The following is a 23,223-nucleotide window of genomic DNA, read 5'->3' as shown; positions in this document are numbered from 1 at the left end:
ATCATGAAAATTTAAAAGCTCCTATTGGCTATGAATTTAAAAAGAGAAGAGAAAATTCGAAAATTCAGGTTCAATAAGAATCTAAGCACACTAAGCTAACTTTAAAATTTGTTGCAAGTCATTGGAAAATAGTAATAAATTTTTCTTGTATTTGAATAGTACACACATAAAAAAATCGCTCTCCTTCTCTCAATATTATATCTGCAGCTAAGAACCCTTATGAAGCCTAAAAGGAAAACGACTTTTATTCAAGGGGAGAGTCCTTAAATTAAAAATTTACCATATCTCAATTGACTTTTTTTTAAAAGCCTCAAAAGAGCCCATAACAATTAAAAAAGTGGCGGCGTACAAATTAAACCGAATAAAACCAAAAAACCCTTGAAAATCAATAGATTAACAAGGGTTTCTGTACTCGGAGCGGGAGAGGAACCCCTACTATTAGCCAAAATAAGTAAGACCTTAAAAGGTTGAGATATTTCCCATAACACCACTATCTATTAAGGTTTAGCACAACTTCATAGAATTGCAATAAGGACAGCAGTATTGCATAATGTTTGGAAGATGTTTGGAAGATGTTTGGAAAGGTTGTAGTTTCGTCTTGTTCAATGTTCAAATACTTCTAAATATGGCAACGGTTAAATATCGTATTCGAGGGAAAGGAAATAATCCCGTTTCAATTTACCTTTATCTTTCTACAGGTCGGGGCAACTTCATAGAAACCTCAACAGGGTTTACAGTACTTCCTAAAGACTGGAGCAAGACCACCAACAAACCAAAACAAAACAGCACAGAAACCGGAATACCTTTAGCGATCTCAGCAAGTTAGAGACTTTTATTTATGAAGAGGTAAACACCGCAAACTCTAAAGGTGAACTAATCGGGATTGATTGGGTCAAGGCAAAAATTAACCAATGTTTTGACAGGGTAAAGAAAACCGATAGCAGCCTGTTAGTAAATCACACCCAGTACATAATCGACAATGCCAATACCCGTAAGATCAAAGGCAGCAATAAAATAGGATTATCTGAGAACAGGATAACAGGGTACAAGACTTTTAAAAAGGTAATGAAAACCTATCAGAAGGAAATAAAAAAGAAGATCCATTTCCAGGACATAGGGAAACCTTTTGTTGATCGATTCACCAATTGGTTAATGAACAACCAGAAGTATTCTACCAACTACGCAGGAAAGATTTTGGACAACCTTAAAACCGTTTGTTTGGATGCTGAGAAACTTGATATAAAGGTCAATCCTTACACAAAGCAAATTGAAGGATTCAGAGAGCAAAACAACGAAAGGTTAATAGTTACCCTATCCTTTGAAGAATTAGAGCAGATACGCACCGCAGAATTAGAAACAGAGGCACAGGCGAATGCCCGAAACTGGCTGTTAATCGGTTGTGAAATTGGGCAGCGTGCAAGTGATTTGCTGAGGTTGACACCGGACAACATTAGGTACAAGGGCAACCGTATGTACATTGATATTGAGCAGCAGAAAACAGGCAAGGCCGTAACAATTGGGGTTATTGCACCCCATGTAAAGGAGATCATAGAAAATAATTTTCCTTACCCTATCTCACAGCAGAAGTTAAACAAACACATTAAAGACGTCTGTAAACTTGCCAAGTTGGAAGAAAAAATAGAGGGTAGAAAGTTTGATAAAAAGACAGGCCGGAAAAAGACGGATACCTATTTCAAATGGCAGTTAATAACCTCTCACACGTTCCGCAGATCATTTGCCACAAACTACTATAAAAAGATTCCTACGGCCGTTCTAATTGGCATTACAGGCCACAGTAAGGAAAGTATGTTTCTGGAGTACATTAACCGCAGGGAAGATAAAGACCTCAACGCAGATTTATTTATGCAGTTTTACGAAACCATGCACCAGGAAAAGGAGCCTACAATGAAAGTAATTAAAAACGCCTCAAACCAATAACACCAAGAGAAATGACTACATCACAGCAATTAGACTTTTATTTAGAAAACCGGGATTCCTATAGCCGGAAAGAGAGAGAAATTTTGAGAAAGCAATTAATGAAGGATTTATACCAGGAGCAGAAGGAATTAAACCGGCAGCAGAATGAAGAATGATACAGACAAAGAGTTATTGTCCGCTCCTTACTCAGAAGAACCAGAAGAATTATTTCACCAAATAGGTAAAGTATTAGCGAGACTTGACAGCCTGAAGCATGGAAAGACCAAGTATTTTCATGGATTTAAACACACAGAAGAAGATGTGAGCGTGTACGAGGAATTTGAGTTAAAAATTATCGAAGGTTTATCTGAATTATATTTACTCAGTTTGGAAAATGATTTCTTTTGGATTGATTGTTCCCTACAGGTTTACAAGAACACATTTAAGGCCCGGTTTCAGGAGTTGCTAATACATGATCCTGAATTAACAGAAAACGAACTCTTAAAGAAAGATTATAGAGACTTGGATAATTTGCCTTTTTTTCAGCAAAGGTTTCTGAGAACCGATAAAAACTACATTGGCATTGACTACGGGCAAATATTGGATAAACGGAAAGAAACTTCCAAAGACAGGTCAAACCCTAATTTACAACCAAACCCCAACTTATTGCAGAAGGCTGAGAAGTTAAGGTATAAACTTGAAAGAGCCAGAACTGAAAAACAAGAATACATAAGGCAGCAGTTCCAGGCACAGGGCAAAATGATTATCAAAAGTGGAAATGAATTTATATTAATAGATATCCCTACTGTAGAAAAGAGAATTGAAATAGCTCCACCACACAGCCATATATTTGCACACAATGGGTTTAAACTCTTTCAATATCTATTGAAAAATTCAACGTTTAAAAATTCCCGGCAAAGTGATATTGCCTATTTCTACTGGCGGATGTACAATGAGGAGGAAAAATATATTCATGTACGGCCGGAACGTTTTAAAGATTGGTTCTTTAAGGAATATCAAGAAATATTAGGTAAACTTAAAACCCTCGACCTGGTTGAAAGTACCGATAGAAATAACGCCTATTTAGATGCTATAGAATGGCTAAAAGCCCAGTAGAATAACCCGTACCGTAAAAGGTACAAACCGTACTTCCCACAGTACAAGCCTATCCCCTCCTTTGCATTGTATAACAAAAATCATATACGATGCAAGGAAGTATTCAACTATTACAGATTTCAACAGAGCAACTACAGGAAATTATTTCAGCCGTAGTTAAACCTCATCTTGAGGAACTTAAAAAGGAATTTCAACCCAAAGAGCCTACAGAGTTATTAACCCGGAAAGAGGTTAGCGAACTGCTAAAGGTGAATTTAACAACTGTTCATTTTTGGAGCAAGTCCGGGAAATTGAAACGCCATGGAATAGGCAACCGCGTGTACTACAAACGCAGTGAAATAGAGGAAAGTCTAATTTCTTTAAAGTAACTGGTTATGCAAAGTAACGCAGATTTTAAACGGCACCTGTTCACAGTTTCAAAAGTTTTAGAGACTGTTCTACACTACGAACAACACCCGGGCGACCTCCACCACCTTCTAACAGAACGGATAAAGTTTTCTAAAGACCGGGGATATTCCCAGGCATCCGGTATTCTTTATTGGCTACACCTAAGAGACAAAACAAAATGGGGAAGGCAGCAAACAGGATTACGCCAGTTAGAGGAAGGTATTTTTTACGGTGATATGAAAATTAACGGGAGAAAGAGCCTTCTATTATTCCAGTTCGACAAAGACAAAGGAAACTTAATTATAGACGTTTTTAGAGGGTTTTACCCTTCACACAAAGGAATACTGGACAAGATCCTCAAAACGCACCCGTACCTGTTCTAAATAAGAAAAGGGAGGCTGTTCAGTTCCTCCCTTATTGTTCAATGTTCGGGAATACGGCAACGTATACCCACAACCCAAAGTTAACATTTTTAGTATGACTTTAGACTATTTAAAAATATTTGTCAAAGACAAAGAACTGATTGATAAATTTAATTCTGATCCGGCCTTAATCTGGTCCGACTATAGAGAGGGTTTATCTCACATTAAAGAAGAGGCACAGGAAGGAATAATAAAGGCGAAGACTTCTAAAGTTCACAGGGGAATAGTTTTCTGTTTTCACGATCACGGCCTTGTAATTTACTTTAAACCGCACTACTTCTACAACGACAACAAACACAACGCAAATGATTTCACAGTAAGAGACTGTATTTCTGTACTCCAGACCTTTATCTCAACTTTTGAATTAGTTGATTCTGATCTATTAAAACTCAAAATTGTCAATCTTGAATTTGGGATTAATATTCTCAGCCCAATAAAAATAGAGGATCTTATAACCTTCTTTGCATACCATGGCCGGAATGAATTCAAAACTGATACCGGCCTATTGTACAGTAAAAAGAGTTACAGCCTCAGCAAGAAAGGAAAGGCCAGTAAATATTTAAGTATAAAGGCATACGCAAAGGGAATACAGTTTCCAAAATATGCTGATAGAAATATGCTAAGGTTTGAAATAAAGAGCCAGGAGAGCAAGAAAATAAACTCTTTGGGCATCTATACCCTTATGGATTTATTAAGACCGGAAACCTATTCAAAATTAGCTGAGAACTTGCTAAAAGAGTTCGACGATGTTTTAATACTTGATAGTTCAGTTAATTTGTCCGGCCTCGATAACAACAGTAGATTAAAACTTGTGGAAAGGCTAAATACTCATTTCTGGTATAAGCAACTACAAAAAAGCAAAAACACCTTTACCAACTCCAAGAAGACATACCTACGACTTCTCGACATGACCGGATATAATATTCACGAAGACCTGAAAAATATAATTAAGCAAAAGTTTTCTGAGTTACAAAATTGTGCCATTTCCGAGACCCCCACAGAAGAAGAAAATTGTGCGTATTCCAACATATATATAATCCGAAACGGCACAATAGGAGAATCGACTGCTACCCGTAGATGTGTTGTTACAGGAAATAACATTCCATTACTAAAAGAGGGAGCATTTTTGTTTTCAGAGAATGAGCAGGAAGACCTGAGGCAACTACCGGAAGAAAAGGCACAGGAGATGGCAACGTTAATAATGGAGATTTACACTATAGAACTTGTAAAGAGCAAAATGAACAACCGGGAGTTTATAGAACCAGACAGACATCGTGGAGTTAACTACTACCTGGGAGAAGATTTTAATAAACTTTTGAAACAAACCTTTTCTGAAGTGGAAACGATTTTTGAACCATACTACAGTAAATGGAATTTGCAATACGATTGTACAGAAGTAAACTACTTTGGTGTAACTGCTGGTTTTGCTATAGGTTGGCAGAAGAAAACAGTTCTCGAAAGATTTACAGATACCTTTTATTTAAGTCAGAAAAAAGATCAACCTGGCGAAGCAAGAAGAAGAAAAAAGTTGCTGCCCCTGACCTATTTAAGGTACTGAGGAAAAAACTAAAATATTCAAGGATCCTCAAACAATTCGACCCCATACCCTTAAACAATTCGGTTTTCCTTTTTGGATCCAGACCCCATACATAGTATATGGTCTCCGGTTCGTATGCAGACAATAATTTTTTAGTTTGTTTCAGAACCGGGAGGTACTATTTTTTTCCCGGGAGCACCTTCTTATTTTTCCCCTTCCTCATTGTCTTTCTGAATGTTCCGGTTATCAATTCCTTTTTTTAATGCACTTCTCATTGCCTCTACTCTTAATCTGAGTTCCTTGGTGCTCATATCTTTCCATGATCTTTTGTTATTATTGTTCATCATTTTCTTTTTCTTCTTTTAAAAATTTTTCCCGTCCTTTCCTAATGGCAGCCTCAAAACCTGCCTTTCTTGCCAGAAACTCTTTGTAGGGCATTTTCATGAGTCGGGCAATAATTTCTTCTTTACTCTCGCTAATATCTCTTGACTGTTTAAGGTTCTCCTGTGGAACTTCTGAAGATGATTCTTTATTGTTTTCCATTTGTTTAATGATTTTGTGAAATGCCTTCTTTGTATAATGGGACGTACTACTACTGTAGATATTTCCCCGGCACGTTTCTATTTAGATTGTACATAAAGATTTCATTTTAAAATTTGACTGGTTTTGTTTGGGTGCAAGGAAAAAGATGTCTTTATACCAACACGGCACCGCATAGACAGAACCAAACTTTTAATCTTTATTCTGGTTCTTTAAAAATATTCTTCTCTCGTACTTCGCAATTAGACCGGTTTTGGGTATCCTTTTGGGCGTTATCTCATACTTTATATAATTGTACAGCCAAATATCTTCAGGTATTACGGGATTATCCTTAAACATCTCAACATCAAAGTTTTTTAGCAAAATGTTCAGGTATGCCCGAGGTTTTAGCTCCTTCCCTTTCGACAACTTCTCAATCAAAATGGTTTCCTGCTCCCGGTTCAGGTATTTACAGATTTGGCAGAAAATAATATTGACTGGAGAACATTTCATATCTAAAACATTACTCGAGTCTTTTTCTTTTTGCCTTTTATTTTATTGTCCTTGTAATAGATATCTCCCGTTTGACTATCAATAACATAATAGTTATCCTTGCTCAGGTAGTACCGCCCATTTTGGGAGAAAGAGTAAAGAACGAAGAGCAGCGCCAGACCCAGAATAAAATAAAGAATTACGGCGTATTTTTTTAGAACCATTTGAAAAAGTATAAAGTTGAACGTTGCTCCATAACCTAAAGATTTATTTTGTAGTTCCCTGTGTTAATGTAGCGAAGGCAGTATATCAAAGACCCCAGGATACCCGCAACGGCTGGTAAAGTAGATTTCCAGTCACCATTAAAGAAAACTCCAATGAATATACTAATTGAAAATACAATGCAGAAGATTAAGGTCAAGACAATAGATACCTCTTTTTTAAAAGATGGAGCCAGCAGCACCCCAGAATAAATGGCAAGAGCAGCAGCAAACCCAGGACCAAGAAAACTTAAATAAAGGGTTACCGGCATTTCATTGGAATAATCAAACAACTCTAAGAAACGAATGACTAAAACCGATAGAAGGTTGGCAACCATATACGCGAAGATAGAAGCAGGGAGAACTCCTATCCATTTTAATTCCTTCATAAAATGAAATTCTACTCTTAAATGTAGGGCATTAAAATAGAACTTCACTGCAACAGTCGACAAAAACGCAAAAAACTCGTTTTGAGGCTACTTATTAAAACTTACAGGATTGCTCTAAAGGACAGGAAAAGAGAATTGTTTGGAAGATGTTTGGAAACTACAAACAAAAAAACCTGCAAAGCACTGATTAACAATGCTATTACAGGTTTTCTAAGTACTCGGAGCGGGACTTGAACCCGCACGAACATTGCTGTTCATTGGATTTTAAGTCCAACGTGTCTACCAATTCCACCATCCGAGCGTGGAATTTTATATGGAGCTCATTGGATTTTAAGCCCAACGTGTTTAAAAAACAAACCCGGGCAACCCGGGTCTCTCCATGCAGAGCGAAAAACGGGATTCGAACCCGCGACCTCCACCTTGGCAAGGTGGCGCTCTACCAACTGAGCTATTTTCGCATTTTAAAAGAACATCTCTCTTTCCAGAGAGTATTGCGGTGCAAATTTAATACATTTCTGAAACTGGCAAAGATTTTTTTGAAAAAACAACAGGGTTTTTTCTAGCCTTAAACCCCCGCCTTCTGTCTGCTGGTAAGCATCCGCTTGATCTCATTGAGCTTCATCAAAGCCTCTACAGGCGTAAGTGTATTAATATCAAGATGATGAATCTCTTCCCTGAGCTCCTCAAGAATAGGATCATCAAGATTGAAGAAGCTAAGCTGCATATCTTCTTCTGCCGATTTCTTTAAGCCCCCCGATTTTTCTTTCATGCCGTGGGAGTCTTCCAGCTTTTTCAAGATCTTATTGGCCCTTCTCAACACCTGTTGCGGCATTCCGGCCATTCGGGCCACATGAATTCCAAAACTGTGCTCACTGCCTCCCGGCACCAGCTTCCTTAAAAACAGTACATTGTCTTTCAATTCTTTTACTGAAACATTGAAATTCTTAATACGCCCAAAGGTTTCTCCCATATCATTCAACTCGTGATAATGAGTGGCGAATAGGGTCTTTGCTTTGGCAGGATGCTCATGCAGGTATTCGGTAATTGCCCATGCAATGGAAATTCCGTCGTAGGTACTTGTACCCCGGCCAATCTCGTCAAGCAAAATAAGGCTCCTTTCCGAAAGGTTATTCAGAATACTCGCCGTTTCATTCATTTCTACCATAAAAGTAGATTCCCCCATAGAAATATTGTCACTGGCACCTACCCTTGTAAAGATCTTATCAATGAGGCCAATTCTTGCCGCCCCGGCTGGTACAAAACTGCCCATTTGTGCCATGAGCACGATGAGAGCTGTTTGCCGTAGAATGGCCGACTTACCACTCATGTTGGGCCCGGTGATCATAATGATTTGTTGGGCTTCCCTGTCGAGGTAGACATCATTGGCAATATAAGCTTCCGAAAGAGGCAGCTGCTTCTCTATTACCGGGTGCCTTCCATTAGTGATCTCCAATTCAAAAGAGTCGTCTATTTCGGGTTTGCTGTAGTTTGCGAGGATCGCGTGCTGCGCAAAAGAACACAAACAATCCAGCTGACCTATTATAGTAGCATTCTGCTGTACCGGCTGAATATAATCTCCAATCCAGGTGACCAGATTTGAAAAGATCTCCTGCTCCAGGTACAGTATTTTCTCTTCGGCCCCCAGAATTTTAGCTTCATATTCTTTTAGCTCCTGGGTAAAATAACGTTCGGCGTTTACAAGGGTTTGTTTTCGCACCCAGCTCTCGGGTACTTTATTTTTATGGGCATTCCGCACCTCAATATAATAGCCAAAGACGTTGTTGCTCCCAATCTTGAGCGAAGTGATCCCGGTGGCGGCACTCTCCCGCTCCAGCAGTTTATCTAAATAATCCCTGCCCGAAAATGCTATTTTTCGAAGTTCATCCAGCTCGCCTGAAAAACCTTCGGCAACAGTATTCCCCTTCTGAATATTTACCGGCGCATCCTCGTAGAGCGTCTCTTTTATTTTATTCCGAAGCAAATCACAGCTCTGCAAATTCTCCCCCAGCACTTTAAGCGCCTCTTCCCCCGACTCTGTTGCCAGGGCTTTCACAGGAATCACAGCCTCCAGGGAATTCTTTAACTGAATCACCTCCCGCGGACAAACCTTACCCGTGGCTACTTTAGAAATAAGGCGTTCCAGGTCACTAATCTTCTTAATATGGCTTCTCGTTTTTTCGAGAATTTCGGTCTTCTCTACCAGGTGAGCCACCACCCGGTGCCGTCTTTTAATTTTTTCTGAATTCTTAAGAGGTAACGCCAGCCAGCGCTTCAGCATTCTCCCGCCCATAGGCGAAATAGTGTGATCAATAACATCGAGCAGCGTAACAGCATTTTGAGCGTTAGAAGTGTATAGTTCAAGATTGCGGATTGTAAACCTGTCCATCCACACATATTCCTCCTCGGCAATGCGTGTAATACCGGTAATGTGCTGCAGGCGATGGTGCTGGGTCTCACCCAGATAATAAAGTACTGCCCCTGCCGCAACAATTCCCTCCAGCAGGTGCTCCACTCCAAAACCCTTCAAAGATTTTGTACTAAAGTGGGTATTGAGGTTTTCATAAGCGTAATCGTGCTTAAACACCCAGTCTTCAAGAAAAAACACATGATGATCCTGCCCAAAACTGCTGTAAAATTCCTTTTTCTTCTGCTTTGGCACCAGCACTTCACTGGGACTAAAATTTTGAAGTAGCTTGTCAATATAGTCTGCCGTGCCTTCTGCAACGAGGAATTCTCCGGTAGAAACATCCAGAAATGAGATTCCCAGCGACTTTTTTCCGAAGTGAACCGCACATAAAAAATTATTGGTCTTGCTTTGCAGCACCTCATCATTCATAGCCACGCCGGGCGTTACCAGTTCGGTCACCCCACGTTTTACGATGGTTTTGGTAAGTTTAGGATCTTCAAGCTGGTCGCAAATGGCCACCCGCTCCCCCGCTTTCACCAGCTTTGGCAGGTAAGTGTTAAGGGAATGATGTGGGAAACCGGCCAGTTCACTGCGCTCACTCCCATTATTGCGATTGGTAAGCACAATATTGAGAATACGCGAAGCTTTCACAGCATCTTCTCCAAAAGTCTCGTAAAAATCGCCCACCCTAAACAGCAACATGGCATCAGGATATTTCTTCTTGATCTTGTTGTACTGCTGCATTAACGGCGTGACCTTCTTCTCTGATTTTCCTGACACTGGACTCATTTTTTTTGCTGAGGGCTAAAATATGCATTCTCTCCCTTTAAAGATAATCTTCCCTTTTCTCATTTTCAAACTTTTATCCACAACCTGTCAACCAAAGCTCTTAATTTATGCTGAAGTGAAATTCATCGCCCTGCTATTTTCTGAAAGTACTGCTGAATTCTTTATTTTTGGCACATGGAAAACCGAAAGCTGAAGAACAGCGAACTCGATAGAAAATCTACTGAAGAATTTAAGTCGGCCAGAAAGACGCCGGTAATTGTCATTTTAGACAACGTGAGGAGCCTGAACAATATAGGTTCCGTTTTTCGTACTGCCGATGCCTTTTTGATCGAAAAAATCTATCTCTGCGGAATCACAGCCACTCCGCCACATAAAGATATTCATAAAACCGCCCTTGGGGCTACCGAAACTGTTGCCTGGGAGTTTCGCGAAGATGTTCTGGAACTGGTAAAAGAACTGCAGCAGCAAGACGTAAAAGTATACTCGGTAGAACAAGCCGAAGGCGCCGAATTCCTCGATGCCTTTACACCTCAAAAAGGGCAAAAATACGCCCTCGTTTTTGGTAACGAAGTAAAAGGCGTACAGCAAAAAGTAGTATCGACCAGCAACGGAGTGCTCGAGATCCCCCAGCTTGGCAGCAAGCATTCTCTTAATATTGCTGTAAGTGCAGGAGTTGTAATGTGGGATGTGTTTTCGAAAATGAAACTTTTGAAATAGTGGAGAATGGGAAGTGGAGAGTGGAAAGAGGAGAGAGGAAAGAGGAAAGTGGAAAGTGGAAAGTGAAAAATTAAACTTTCCTGATTAGTGTTGACCGGCTTTAAGATATCAAGCTCAAACTGAACACTAAACACTGATTACCAATCACTGAGAACTGAGAACTAAGAACTGAGAACTAAAAAGTTATTTCCTTGAGAAGGAGCAAATAATCTTCCCTCTTTTTTACAAAATCAAGTTCAGAAATATCAATGATCTTGACATTTAGTCCGGGTTGCGACTTGATAAAGGAGAGGTAGCTGCGGTTGATATTTGCCAGGTAATCGGCTTCAATATTCTGCTCGTATTCCCTGCCGCGCTTTTTGATGTTTGCAAGCAGTCTTTCGGTATTTTGGTAGAAATACACGTAAAGATCGGGTTTTACCAGCTCCTTGTACATGAGGTTAAACAGCTTCTGGTAAAGCGAGTATTCGTCTTCGTGTAGCGTGATCTTTGCAAAAATGAGAGATTTAAAAACGTCATAATCTGAAACTACGAAATCTTTAAAAAGGTCGTATTGCGCAAGATCATCTGAAAGCTGCTGATACCTGTCGGCCAAAAAAGACATTTCCAGCGGAAAAGCATATCGCGATTTATCTTCATAAAACTTCGGAAGAAAGGGATTATCCTTAAACCGCTCCAAAATGAGTTTGGCATTAAAATCCTGTGACACCATGGTCGCAAAACTTGTCTTCCCAGCACCAATATTTCCTTCAACCGCGATGTAATTGAAATTGGAAAAGGAAAATTTCTTCGGAAGCTGAAGTTCTTCAGAAATACGTTTTAAACCCGATTTTTCTAAGGTGTCAAAAAGGGCATTTACAGACAGCTTTTTTACGGGATGTTTTACTTCCGAAGCAATATCGGCAAGAGGCGCCAGTACAAAATTACGGTGATGCATTTCGGGATGTGGCACTGTAAGATCTTCCGAAGTGATTATTTCATCTTCAAAAAGTAAAATATCAAGATCTATAGGCCTGTTTTGATATCCACTCCCAGTTTTTCTCTCGCGCCCCAGCTTTTTCTCTATCTCGAGCAGTTGTTTTAGGATTTTATGTGGCTTAAACCTGGTTTCTACCAGGATACAGGCGTTGAGGAAAGCACTGCCTTCAAATCCCATCGCTGGAGTTTCATAAACCCCCGAAATTACCTTTACATCTCCTGTTTTTTGCTGAATTTCTTCAATAGCGCGTTGTAAAAAAACAAGTCTGGCACCTTCATTGCTTCCTAGAGCTATAAATACGGTTTTTAAAGGGTTCAAGAGATCTTAAGAAAATTTTAGTAAGACGGGATCAAGTATTTCACAGCAAATTAAATAAAACAAATGCACATACCCTTAACTTTGTTTTAAAGAGTTTCAACAAAATTAACGCTTCCTGCAACTTGCGATTAAAAGCAGACTTTGAGGAAGATGGAACTTAAAAAAGGTAAAAAAATGGAAAAAATTTTAAAAATACTGGGGATTGTTTTAGGAGTAATATTGCTTCTCTTGTTCTTAACACCCTTTTTATTCGAAAAGCAATTGAAGGACCTGGTGCAGGAAACCATCAACAAAAATGTCAACGCCACAGTTACTTTTGAAGATATTGATCTTAGCATCTTCAGGAATTTTCCCGATGCTACGCTTGCCATTCAGGATCTAAAGATCATTAACAATGCTCCTTTTGAGGGTGACACGCTGGCTTTAAGCGAGGAGGTGACCCTTCAAATGTCACTTGCAGAACTTTTTAAAGGTGGAGATGAACCCAAAAAAGTAGATGCTTTAAAAATTGACAATACCTTCCTTAACATCGCAATAGATACCCTGGGAAACAGTAATTACGATATTGCCATACAGGACACGATTTCTACCAAAACCTCGCAGGGCGGCGGCTTTAGCTTTGATGTGGACCACTACGAGATCAACAATTCACGAGTAAAATACGTAGATAAGGGGTCAAAAATGGCATTTCTCGTGGAAGATTTGAACCACCGCGGAACAGGCGATTTTTCGGCCAGCACCTCAACGCTTAGCACCTACTCTACTGCCTTTGTGAGCTTTGAAATGGACAGTGTAAATTATCTTGACCGCAACAAACTACTACTCGAAGCCGATTTTGAGATGGATCTTGAAAAACAGAAATACACCTTTCTCGAAAATGAGGCCCTTATCAATCAGTTACCGCTCACTTTTGACGGTTACGTGCAGGTCAATGAAGATAATAATGAAGTAGATATCAGCTTTAAAACCCCTACTTCCTCCTTTAAAAATTTCCTGGCTGTAATACCTGAGGAATACGCAAAGAATATTGAGAATGTGGAAACCACAGGAGATTTTGTGGTAGATGGATTCATCCGCGGAATTGTAGATGAGACTTACATTCCTAAAATGGAGATCAATGTTGTTTCAAATAATGCTGCCTTTAAATATCCAGACCTTCCGAAGGCTGTAAAAGATATAGACATAGCAGCTGTGCTTAAAAATGATACAGGGCTGGTTGAAGATACTTATGTGAATATTGACAAGCTTAACTTCAGGATAGATGAGGACGCATTTAAAGCCAGCGGAAGCATTAAGAACCTCACGGGAAATATGCTGGTGAATTTGGCCCTGCAGGGAACAATTAACCTTGCCAACATTACCCAGGCGTACCCGCTTGACCTGGAGCAGGATCTCAACGGAATTGTCTCTGCCGATCTCACTACCAGTTTTGACATGAATTCTTTAGAGAAGGAACAGTATCAAAATGTGAAGAGCAGCGGTACTGCAGTGATCAGGAATTTTGGCTACACTTCTCCCGAAATTCCCAATGAGATAAAACTCTCTACTGCCAACCTAAAGTTCAATCCCACAACAGTGAGCCTTGAAAATACTGTGTTGACCACAGGTGAAACCGACCTTGCCGTTAACGGTACCATACAAAACTTCATGGGATTTTTGTTCACAGACCAAAAGCTTAAAGGAAACTTTACTGCAACTTCCAATACATTTTCGGTCAATGATTTTATGGTCAAAGAAACTGCAACCGAAGAAGCTGAAGCTACACCCGCTACCACAGCTGAAGTACCGGGAGATGAAGCCATTAAAATTCCGTCATTTTTGGATGCCAACATAGACTTTTCGGCAAAGAAAGTCCGTTATGATAACCTGGTTCTTGAAAACACCAGCGGAAGTTTAAGAATAGTAGACGAAACGGCTACTTTGTCTAATGTTTCCTCCAGTATTTTTGCCGGAAAGATCCTTTTAAATGGTCTTGTTTCAACACGAGATGCAATTCCAAACTTCTCGATGCAACTTGGCCTGCAGTCTATAGATATTGTTCAGGCGTTTAAGGATATGGAGTTGTTAAGAAACCTTGCTCCAATTGCACAGGCTTTACAGGGTGAACTTACCACCAATATTGACCTGCGAGGGAACCTGAACGATGACCTCACCCCACAGCTACAAACGCTAACCGGAAATGCGCTTGCAAAAGTGCTGGGGGCAAAAGTAAACCCTGCACAAACTCCGCTGCTTACAAAGCTTGACCAAAACCTCAACTTTATTGATCTTAACGACCTTAATTTAAAAGACCTGGAGACAAGGCTAACCTTTAATAACGGCCAGGTAGAGGTACAGCCATTCGATTTTAATATTAAAGGAATTAAAGCGAGGGCCTCGGGTACCCACGGGTTTGATATGGACATGAATTACAAGGTGGCCCTGGAGATACCTGCAAAATATCTGGGCAGCCAGATAGGCACTACCCTCTCCCGCCTAAGCGCACAGGAGCAGGAGAATATGACGGTAGGCTTGCCCATAAATATCACAGGTAGCTTTAGCAACCCTAACATCAACCTCAACATGCAGCAGGCGGTGGGCAGCCTTACCCAACAAATTATTGATACCCAAAAAGATCAGCTAAAAGAAAAAGGTCGGGATGTTTTGAGCGGCATTATTAGCGGCGGAAAAAACAAAGACACCGCAGATACCACAACCACACGGACTCCCGCGCAAAAAGATTCTATTGTTCGCAAGAACACCAGCGACGCTGTGAAAGAAACTGCAAGAGACATTCTGGGTGGCATTCTGGGAGGTTCCAGAAAGAAAAAAGATACGACCCAAAATCAGTAATGCTTTAGGGTAGTTGTCGCAGATGACTTTACTTATGCTGTAAAACCGGAGAATACAGGTTCTGAAACTCTCCGGAAGGCATGATCAAATTTTTCTGATCACTGTTTACTGATCACAGACCACTGATCACTGCTAACTTATTGCAAGGAAAGATTAACGTTAAAGCCTTCGTGCTTTCGTACATTGAAGACAACGCCATCTTCGAAGATGAGATACTGCCCCTTGATCCCTTTTAGAACACCCTCGTAAAATGGCGTTTTTGCGAGGTTTAGGGATTTGCATTTTGCCGGATAATTAAGGACTGGAAACTTTATTTCAAGTTCGGTGGAATTTGGAAGATAATAGTCCTGCACTTCGGCCGGCAAATACTGTTTCATATCATCCCGGATAGCTGCCAGATCGAGATCTTTCAGATCATTTGTGAGCATACTGCGCCAGTTGGTTTTATCTGAAAGATGCTCTTTTAGGGCAACTTCTGTGATTCCGGCAAGGTAGCGATTGGGAACTTCCACTACTTCTATGGCTTCGTGTGCACCCTGATCGATCCAGCGGGTTGGGATCTCGCTTTTTCGGGTCACCCCCACTTTTACGTTACTTGAATTGGCCAGGTAGACCACATGCGGCTGTAGCTGTACCCTTTTTTCGAACTCAAGATCACGATGCTCCTGGTCAAGATGCGCTTTACTCAGTTCGGGGCGTATTACCCACTCCCCCATTTCGGGCCGTTCCATAAAGCAATTGTAGCAAACGCCATTAGCAAAAACCTTCTTTTTCTTACCACAACCCGTACACTCATAATTGAGGAAATTGATAGCAAGGCGTTTATCAAGTACCTGATTCACATTGAGGAAATCCTGCTCAAAAATGAGATAATACTGCACTGTTTCTGCCAATTCAGTTTTCATTTTTCTGAGCACACCTTGATAAGTCATAGAAAAGAGTATTTTTATCGCCGCTTAATTTTTTGCCAGCTGTAAGAATAGTTTTAATTTTAACCGATTATATCCCGGTTTGAAGGGGTCAAAGATAAAAAGAAAAAATGCCAATTCCGTTAGTACATTCTGTAGCTTCCTGGTTTCTCAAGAAGCGTATTCATCAAATGGAATTGTTCATTAAATACCCGCATGACGTTCAGCTTGAACTTTTGAAAAAACTCCTTCAGAAAGCAAAAAACACCGAAGTAGGCCTACAGTACGATTTTGCCTCAATAAAAACCTATCAGGAATTTGCAGAACGGGTACCGCTACAACAGTACGAAGATTTTGAACCTCAAATAGAACGTAGCCGCCGGGGTGAGAACAATATATTCTGGCCTACGCCCATCAAATGGTTTGCAAAATCCAGCGGCACCACTAACGCCAAGAGCAAATTTATCCCGGTAAGTGATGAATCGCTGGAGAACTGTCACTATGCCGCGGGCAAGGATATGTTGTGCATGTACCTCAACAACAACCCCAACTCGCAGTTATTTAGTGGTAAGAGCCTGAGACTGGGCGGCAGTAAGGAACTGTACAGGCAAAACGGAACCCAGTTTGGCGATCTTTCGGCAATTCTTATTGACAATATGCCTTTTTGGGCAGAATACAGCAGCACCCCCAGCAATGAAATCTCGCTTATGAGCGATTGGGAAGTAAAGATGCCAGCTATTGTAAACGAAACCATCAACGAAAACGTTACCAGCCTTGCCGGCGTGCCTTCATGGATGCTGGTATTGCTCAATAATGCCCTTGAAGCTTCGGGCAGGAACAATCTTTTTGAGATATGGCCCAACCTGGAAGTGTATTTTCACGGCGGCGTAAACTTTGCACCCTATGTAGATCAATATCAAAAGATACTGCCTTCAAACAGCTTCAGGTATTTTGAGATCTATAATGCTTCGGAAGGATTCTTCGCTATTCAGGACACCAATGAATCTAAGGAATTGCTGCTAATGCTCGATTACGGAGTGTTTTATGAATTCATTCCTATGGAAAGCTTCAGCACTTCCGAAGAAAAAGTGATCCCTCTTTCTGAAGTAGAGCTGGGAAAAAACTATGCGGTGCTCATAACCACCAACGCCGGATTGTGGCGCTATAAAATTGGGGATACCGTGCGGTTTACTTCGCTGGATCCTTACCGCATAAAAATTACGGGCAGAACAAAACACCACATCAACGTTTTTGGCGAGGAACTCATCATCGAGAATGCCGAAGAAGCTTTAAAAAGAGCTTCCCAACAAACCGATTGTGAGATTGTTGATTATACTGCCGCCCCAATCTTTATGCACAACAAGGAAAAGGGCGCACATGAATGGATGATCGAATTTAAGACACCGCCGCAGGATTTTAGCTTCTTTGTTGAATGTCTTGACAATCACCTGCAAAGCATTAACAGCGATTATGAGGCCAAACGCTTCAACAACATGACCCTGAACGCCCCAAGGGTGCATGTAGCCAGAGAAAAGTTATTCTACGACTGGCTCAAGAAAAAGAATAAACTGGGAGGCCAGCATAAGATTCCAAGGCTTTCCAATCAACGTGGTTATTTGGAAGAACTGCTGGAGATGAATGGGAAATAGATTTGAGACGGGAGATTTGAGATCATTCTTGTCCAGGAAAAGAAGCAAGATCGCTCCGCTTCTAGAGCCAAGAGCCAAGACTTTTTCTTAGGAATTTTATTTTCAGTATCATACTATTAATATATTTTCTAAGAATGGGAAAATAATCAAAGTTTAAAAACCAGCCCCTATACCTCGATAAACAACTTTAGCCTCATTGTTTTCGGGGTTTTTTTCAATATCCAATTAATTTAATCGGACAACAATGGTTTGAGATTAAATTTGACAAGAACCTTTTCAGGGTTGGGAACCCTGAAAGGGTTGGAATCCATCCTAAAAAACCTAACAGGTCTTTGAGACCTGTTAGGTTTGACCCCACATGCCGCTCCGCTGGAGCTCCTGACTCCTCTTCCATGTGTCCTATAAATATTCTGTTCCTCCGGAGCTAAATTTTATATTCTTCCTAAAGAAAATAGCTCTGGCAGGAACGACATGTTATAGATTGATATGACCCTGAAAGGGTCAGACATTTATAGAAACAGCATTAACGGTTGGTACGACCCCGGCGGGGTCAAATATTAGACTACAAGGATATTTTATAAATAAGTCAATCCCTTCGGGAGTAAAAAAAACATAGGAGCTGCGACACCCTTTATTCATCAAGAAAAACCTCCAAGGTCAAAAAAAAGACCTTGCAGGTTTAGTCATTAACTCCCTCCCTTTGGGAGGGCTGGGGTGGGATGAGTTTTTACAACTCCTTCGAAACCTGATGCACGGCTTCTATAGTAGCATCAAGATCTTTATAGGTCAGGGCATCTGTAATGAACCAGGTCTCAAACGCACTGGGTGCAATGTAGACGCCGTGTTCTAGCAGCCCGTGGAAGAATTTCTTGAATTTTCCATTACCCGCAGATCGTGCTGCAGATGCAAAATCTGTTACCGGTTCTTCTCCAAAATGTACCGAGATCATTGAACCCTGACGGTTAGCCGAATGAGCAACCTTATTTCGGTTAAGCACATTTACGATTCCCTTATGCAGGTAAGCTGTTTTTTCTTCAAGCCGCGAATATACCTCCTGGTCTGCATTAAGTTCCTGGAGCATGGCCAATCCTGCTGCCATTGCCAGAGGATTCCCGCTCAGGGTACCGGCCTGGTACACAGGTCCTGTTGGGGCCAGATAATCCATGATCTCATTGCGTGCAGCAAAAGCTCCTACCGGAAGTCCGCCACCAATAACTTTTCCGAAGCACACGATATCGGCATTCACGCCATATACTTCCTGTGCTCCGCCTTTAGCAAGCCTGAAGCCGGTCATTACCTCATCAAAGATCAGCAAGACATCATGCTGGTCACACAGCCGGCGAAGACCTTCTAGAAATCCCTTTTTTGGAGGGATACAGCCCATGTTCCCTGCCACAGGTTCGAGGATTATGCAGGCTATTTCCTCTTTATTGGCATCAAGCAGCTCTTCTACATTATCAAGATCATTATAGGTAGCCAGCAAAGTGTCTTTTGCTGTTCCCTTTGTCACACCGGGACTGTTTGGTGTTCCAAAAGTCACTGCCCCACTGCCTGCCTGGATAAGAAAAGAATCACTGTGCCCGTGATAACAACCGGCAAATTTAATGATCTTATCGCGGCCTTTAAAGCCACGTGCAAGCCTCACGGCACTCATAGTGGCCTCGGTCCCCGAATTCACCATGCGGATCTTATCGATATTCGGCACCATAGAAACTGCAAGTTCCGCAATAGTGGTTTCCAGCTCTGTTGGGGTTCCAAAAGAAGTTCCTTTTTTGGCCTTTTCAACCACTGCATCAACTACCGGTTCATAAGCATGGCCAAGAATGAGCGGCCCCCATGAATTGATGTAGTCAATATATTTATTCCCATCTTCATCATACAGGTAAGCGCCTTTAGCTTCTTTTATAAAAATAGGTTCTCCTCCCACGGCACTAAACGCTCTCACTGGAGAGTTCACTCCGCCGGGAATAACTTTTTTAGCTGCAGCAAACAATTCGCTGCTTCTTTTATAGATCATAATTTTGATTTATTGAGGCACGTAAAGTGTTTGGCCAATGCCAATGTTCGTACCTCTAAGGTTGTTCATTTTTTGTAACTGCTCTACCGTTAAATTATGCCTTTTCGCGATGGAGTACAAAGTATCTCCCTGCTGCACGGTATACGCTCTGGTTGAAGAATTCCCGGCACTTTGCGGTGCCGAATAGGCTATCTCACGTGCAGGGGCATCACCATCATAAAGATATAATTGATATCTTTCTATAAGGCTAATGAGTTTATCGGGGTACTTCCTGTCGGTAGCATATCCGGCAGCTCTTAATCCCCTGGCCCATCCTTTATAATCCTGGATGTCGAGATCAAATAAAGCTGCATAGCGTTTTCTTTCCGCCAGAAAAAGCGAATGATCCCTGTAAGAATATTTAGGATCCTTGTACTTCCTAAAACATTCCTGCCTTTCATCATCATCGTGATATACTTTTTGGCCGCTCCAGCCGTGACATTTAATTCCAAAATGATTGTTAGCCCTGCGGGTCAATTGCCCTTCTCCCGCGCCACTTTCCAGGATTCCCTGCGCAAGCGTTATACTCGCGGGAATCTTATAAAGCTGCATTTCCTCCTGGGCAATAGGTGCATATTCGTGAATATAAGCCTCAATTTTATCGCTGTACGTACGTGGTGTAGATGGTACCTGGGTCTTCTCTTCCCGGGGAGCATTTCTATCTACAACAGCAGGAACTTCCTTTTTAGAAGATCGCTTTGAGGCTTTTTTACCTGTCCCACAGGAAACCGTAAAAACGAGGAGAAAAAGTGTTAGAAATTTAAATGCTGCTTTCATCATAAGTCAAAATTGTAGGTAGATTCTTCATCTTTAACACCTTGTTCATTCCGGCAATGCCCTGGAGGCCTCCCGTATGAATGGCTAAAATACGAGTGTTTTCCAAAAAATATCCGGTCCTGGCGAGATCAAAAATGCCGTACAGGAGTTTCCCTGTGTACACGGGATCTAACTGAATACCATAAAGACTTCGGAAGTCATTGATAAAGTTTATGAGTTTTTCATCCACCTTAGCATAACCTCCAAAATGGTAATTTGTTATAAGGTCCCAGTTATTTTTTTTGCTGAAGCGGCCTATCTCCGGCCTTAGAAAATCTCCTTTTAGCGCCGGAAATCCCAATACCTGCTGATGCTCTTCAGAAACATTTATAAGTCCGCTGATGGTCCCCCCTGTGCCCACCGCGCAACAAATCACATCAAATTCGGCATCTCCCGGAAGCAAAATTTCCTCACAGCCTTTTACCGCCAGCTCGTTAGTACCGCCTTCGGGCACCAGGTAAAAATCTCCGAATTGCTTCCGAAGGTCTTCAATAAATGCTTCGGAAGTTTTCTCCCTGTAATGGCTTCGGCTTATAAAATGAAATTCCATTCCGCAGCCATGCGCAAACTTTAAAGTCGGGTTCTCCTGAAGGGTCTTCTGAATATTTTCACCCAGCTCCTCCCCTCTTATGACGCCGATGGTCTTCATTCCTGAAAGCTTTCCGGCGGCGGCAGTTGCGGCAATGTGGTTTGAAAAAGCTCCCCCAAATGTGAGCAGAATTTGACATTTTTGAGAGGTAGCTTCAGCAATATTATACCTGAGTTTTCGGAATTTGTTGCCCGATACTTCAGGATGCAAAAGGTCTTCCCGCTTCAGGTGAATTGAAACGCCATTCACTTCAGCAATAAACTGATTGGGCACTGTTGGAGAATTGATAAAAAGGTTTGCGGGTTGAGACATTTTCAGAATATAAACTATTGCGGACTAACCACGAGGCTGCAAATATTAAGAACTAATTATAAGAAACAAAGGGCGGTTTGTCAAAAAGTATATTTAATTTCTGAAATTAATTTAGACCCGATGAAAAAATTTGATGCCATTATAATTGGAACGGGACAGGCAGGCCCTCCCCTGGCTTCCAGCCTTGCCAAAAACGGATTAAAAACTGCCATTATTGAGAAGAGTGAACTGGGCGGTACTTGCGTCAACACTGGTTGTACGCCCACAAAAGCTTATGTGGCCTCGGCCAGGAGAGCTTTTATTGCCCAAAACAGCCGGGAAATGGGTGTGAATATTGAAGGAGAGGTGCAGGTAGATCTTAAAACTATCAAGGCCCGGAAAGATCAACTAATAGCCGATTCTCATGAAGGTCTCGAAAAAACTTTTGAAAAGGATGAGCATATTAGCCTTTTCCGCGGAAAAGCTGTGTTTCTCGACAACCACACAATTTTGGTCAACGGGGAAGAATTAACGGCAGAAAAGATCTTTATCAATGTGGGGGGCAGGCCAAGGGTACCGAAAGATTTTGAAGCTGTAAACTATCTCACCAACCGCAGTATGCTCGATCTGGAAGAAGTGCCCAAAAATATTGTTATCGTGGGTGGTGGTTATGTGGGGCTGGAATTTGCACAGATGTTTAGCCGCTTTGGAAGTGAAGTGACTATTTTGGAGCGGGGTTCGGCCCTCATGAAAAAAGAGGACGACGATATTGCTGAAACCATTACCGAGATCATCAAAAAAAGTGGCATCAATGTGCTGCTGAATTCTGATTGTATCAAAGCTGCTGAAAAAGATGGCGAAATTGAAGTAACCTATAACTGTGAAACAGGAAGTAAAAAAATAACCACCTCTCACCTTTTACTGGCAGTGGGAAGAGTTCCAAATACAGATGATCTAGGGCTGGGAAAAACCAACGTAGAGCTAAATGACCACGGATTCATCAAAGTAAATGATGAGCTGCAGACATCGGTGTCGCACATTTGGGCTTTGGGAGATTGTAATGGAGAAGGTGCCTTTACCCACACCGCCTACAATGATTTCCAAATTGTAAATTCCACTTTGTATGAAGACCGGAAGAGAAAACTGTCTGATCGTTTTCCCTGTTATGCCGCATATATCGATCCGCCGCTTGCCCGGATAGGTCTTGATGAAAAACAGATCAAAGCTCAGGGAATAAAAGCTAAAGTTGCTGAAATGCCCATGAAGAAGGTTGCCCGTGCTAAAGAAAAAGGAGAGACCGCCGGAAAAATGAAGATCTTCATTGATGCCAAAACAGACAGGATTCTGGGAGCAACATTTTTAGGAACCGGGGCAGATGAATATATCCACACCGTAATAGACCAGATGTATGCAGGCGCAACCTACCAGGTAATGCGAGATGCCGTACATATTCACCCCACGGTAAGCGAACTTATTCCCACCATGCTAGAAAATCTTCGGGAGCTATAGCCTTGAAAAGGTCTTTTTAGAGATATTTTCTGAAACCCCAGAATGAACGGCGGGGAATGTAATTCAGGTTCCTTTCGTTGGCATAAGCTTCGCGCTCAAAGCAAATTCTACTATAGGCTTTATAGGAGTCCCTGTACTTTATGAGCCTGATGAAATATTCGAAAAAGTACCACACAAAGAAGAAGATCACCAGTAGCTCCACCTGTTGCTTGAGGTGAATGCGCTCATGGTTCATGAAGACTGGATTACTTTTAAGATCTTTTCGCTTTATTATAATAAATGGCCAAAGGACTACGCCATCAAAGTGTTTGGCAAGAATAAATT

19 protein-coding genes and 2 tRNA genes are annotated in these 23,223 nt (G+C 41.3%); 10 read left to right on the top strand and 11 right to left on the bottom strand.

Annotated features, from left to right (window positions below):
• Positions 1-625 precede the first annotated feature (625 nt).
• The 6 genes from ACQ93I_RS03555 (at position 626) to ACQ93I_RS03530 (ending at position 5,400) form a co-directional block, all read left to right on the top strand.
• On the top strand, positions 626-826 hold the full coding sequence (locus tag ACQ93I_RS03555; protein ID WP_431697167.1) for a hypothetical protein: 201 nt from the start codon (positions 626-628) through the stop codon (positions 824-826).
• A 239-nt stretch (positions 827-1,065) separates the two neighbouring features.
• Positions 1,066-1,938 (top strand): tyrosine-type recombinase/integrase, encoded by an 873-nt coding sequence (locus ACQ93I_RS03550; protein WP_431697166.1) that lies wholly within the window; start codon positions 1,066-1,068, stop codon positions 1,936-1,938.
• A gap of 144 nt (positions 1,939-2,082) precedes the next feature.
• Complete coding sequence (locus ACQ93I_RS03545) at positions 2,083-3,033, top strand: hypothetical protein (protein WP_431697165.1); 951 nt, start codon at positions 2,083-2,085, stop codon at positions 3,031-3,033.
• Between the two features lie 89 nt (positions 3,034-3,122).
• Positions 3,123-3,401 carry a helix-turn-helix domain-containing protein gene (locus ACQ93I_RS03540; protein ID WP_431697164.1) on the top strand — a complete coding sequence of 93 codons (279 nt, stop codon included), beginning with the start codon at positions 3,123-3,125 and terminating at the stop codon, positions 3,399-3,401.
• Between the two features lie 6 nt (positions 3,402-3,407).
• Positions 3,408-3,803: a hypothetical protein gene (locus ACQ93I_RS03535; RefSeq protein ID WP_431697163.1), complete on the top strand. Its 396-nt coding sequence runs from the start codon at positions 3,408-3,410 to the stop codon at positions 3,801-3,803.
• A 94-nt stretch (positions 3,804-3,897) separates the two neighbouring features.
• Positions 3,898-5,400 carry a hypothetical protein gene (locus ACQ93I_RS03530; protein ID WP_431697162.1) on the top strand — a complete coding sequence of 501 codons (1,503 nt, stop codon included), beginning with the start codon at positions 3,898-3,900 and terminating at the stop codon, positions 5,398-5,400.
• A 312-nt stretch (positions 5,401-5,712) separates the two neighbouring features.
• Here the strand turns inward: ACQ93I_RS03530 and ACQ93I_RS03525 are convergent, their stop codons facing one another.
• From ACQ93I_RS03525 to mutS, 5 genes are all read right to left on the bottom strand, one after another.
• Positions 5,713-5,922, bottom strand: a complete 210-nt coding sequence (locus tag ACQ93I_RS03525; RefSeq protein WP_431697161.1) for a hypothetical protein — start codon at positions 5,920-5,922, stop codon at positions 5,713-5,715.
• Between the two features lie 727 nt (positions 5,923-6,649).
• Positions 6,650-7,039 carry a hypothetical protein gene (locus tag ACQ93I_RS03520; RefSeq protein ID WP_431697160.1) on the bottom strand — a complete coding sequence of 130 codons (390 nt, stop codon included), beginning with the start codon at positions 7,037-7,039 and terminating at the stop codon, positions 6,650-6,652.
• A gap of 215 nt (positions 7,040-7,254) precedes the next feature.
• Positions 7,255-7,340 (bottom strand) — tRNA-Leu (locus tag ACQ93I_RS03515).
• A gap of 84 nt (positions 7,341-7,424) precedes the next feature.
• Positions 7,425-7,497: transfer RNA gene (locus ACQ93I_RS03510), tRNA-Gly, on the bottom strand.
• Positions 7,498-7,604: 107 nt separating this feature from the next.
• Positions 7,605-10,190: a DNA mismatch repair protein MutS gene (gene mutS, locus ACQ93I_RS03505; protein WP_431697169.1), complete on the bottom strand. Its 2,586-nt coding sequence runs from the start codon at positions 10,188-10,190 to the stop codon at positions 7,605-7,607.
• A gap of 219 nt (positions 10,191-10,409) precedes the next feature.
• Here mutS and ACQ93I_RS03500 point away from each other — a divergent pair, with 219 nt between their 5' ends.
• Positions 10,410-10,952, top strand: a complete 543-nt coding sequence (locus ACQ93I_RS03500) for an RNA methyltransferase (protein WP_431697159.1) — start codon at positions 10,410-10,412, stop codon at positions 10,950-10,952.
• Between the two features lie 175 nt (positions 10,953-11,127).
• On the opposite strand, the gene folK is transcribed toward ACQ93I_RS03500, so the two are convergent.
• Complete coding sequence (gene folK, locus ACQ93I_RS03495; protein WP_431697158.1) at positions 11,128-12,249, bottom strand: 2-amino-4-hydroxy-6-hydroxymethyldihydropteridine diphosphokinase; 1,122 nt, start codon at positions 12,247-12,249, stop codon at positions 11,128-11,130.
• A gap of 174 nt (positions 12,250-12,423) precedes the next feature.
• Between folK and ACQ93I_RS03490 the strand changes: the two genes are divergently transcribed.
• Positions 12,424-15,081 carry an AsmA-like C-terminal region-containing protein gene (locus tag ACQ93I_RS03490; RefSeq protein ID WP_431697157.1) on the top strand — a complete coding sequence of 886 codons (2,658 nt, stop codon included), beginning with the start codon at positions 12,424-12,426 and terminating at the stop codon, positions 15,079-15,081.
• Between the two features lie 137 nt (positions 15,082-15,218).
• Here the strand turns inward: ACQ93I_RS03490 and ACQ93I_RS03485 are convergent, their stop codons facing one another.
• The gene (locus ACQ93I_RS03485; RefSeq protein ID WP_431697156.1) at positions 15,219-16,013 is read right to left on the bottom strand and encodes a DUF2797 domain-containing protein; all 795 of its coding nucleotides are present in this window, start codon (positions 16,011-16,013) and stop codon (positions 15,219-15,221) included.
• Positions 16,014-16,120: 107 nt separating this feature from the next.
• On the opposite strand from ACQ93I_RS03485, the gene ACQ93I_RS03480 reads away from it, so the two are divergent.
• Positions 16,121-17,638 carry a GH3 auxin-responsive promoter family protein gene (locus tag ACQ93I_RS03480; protein WP_431697155.1) on the top strand — a complete coding sequence of 506 codons (1,518 nt, stop codon included), beginning with the start codon at positions 16,121-16,123 and terminating at the stop codon, positions 17,636-17,638.
• 727 nt (positions 17,639-18,365) lie between these two features.
• Here the strand turns inward: ACQ93I_RS03480 and hemL are convergent.
• Genes hemL through ACQ93I_RS03465 form a run of 3 tightly spaced genes read right to left on the bottom strand, consistent with a single transcriptional unit; the run spans position 18,366 to position 21,411 of the window.
• Complete coding sequence (gene hemL, locus ACQ93I_RS03475; protein WP_431697154.1) at positions 18,366-19,655, bottom strand: glutamate-1-semialdehyde 2,1-aminomutase; 1,290 nt, start codon at positions 19,653-19,655, stop codon at positions 18,366-18,368.
• A 9-nt stretch (positions 19,656-19,664) separates the two neighbouring features.
• Positions 19,665-20,471: a glucosaminidase domain-containing protein gene (locus tag ACQ93I_RS03470; protein ID WP_431697168.1), complete on the bottom strand. Its 807-nt coding sequence runs from the start codon at positions 20,469-20,471 to the stop codon at positions 19,665-19,667.
• Entirely contained in the window at positions 20,455-21,411 is a 957-nt protein-coding gene (locus ACQ93I_RS03465) for a 1-aminocyclopropane-1-carboxylate deaminase/D-cysteine desulfhydrase (RefSeq protein ID WP_431697153.1), read from the bottom strand. The genes ACQ93I_RS03470 and ACQ93I_RS03465 overlap by 17 nt, the downstream gene beginning before the upstream one ends.
• Positions 21,412-21,531: 120 nt before the next feature.
• Between ACQ93I_RS03465 and ACQ93I_RS03460 the strand changes: the two genes are divergently transcribed.
• Complete coding sequence (locus tag ACQ93I_RS03460; protein ID WP_431697152.1) at positions 21,532-22,899, top strand: FAD-containing oxidoreductase; 1,368 nt, start codon at positions 21,532-21,534, stop codon at positions 22,897-22,899.
• Between the two features lie 16 nt (positions 22,900-22,915).
• On the opposite strand, the gene ACQ93I_RS03455 is transcribed toward ACQ93I_RS03460, so the two are convergent.
• Complete coding sequence (locus ACQ93I_RS03455) at positions 22,916-23,134, bottom strand: hypothetical protein (RefSeq protein WP_431697151.1); 219 nt, start codon at positions 23,132-23,134, stop codon at positions 22,916-22,918.
• Between the last annotated feature and the right edge of the window lie 89 nt (positions 23,135-23,223).

This window comes from Salinimicrobium sp. WS361, from assembly GCF_050750585.1.
In the GTDB taxonomy this organism is placed as follows: Bacteria; Bacteroidota; Bacteroidia; order Flavobacteriales; family Flavobacteriaceae; genus Salinimicrobium.
The sequence above is the reverse complement of the archived record's forward strand: the minus strand, read 5'-3'. Positions and strand labels throughout refer to the sequence as shown.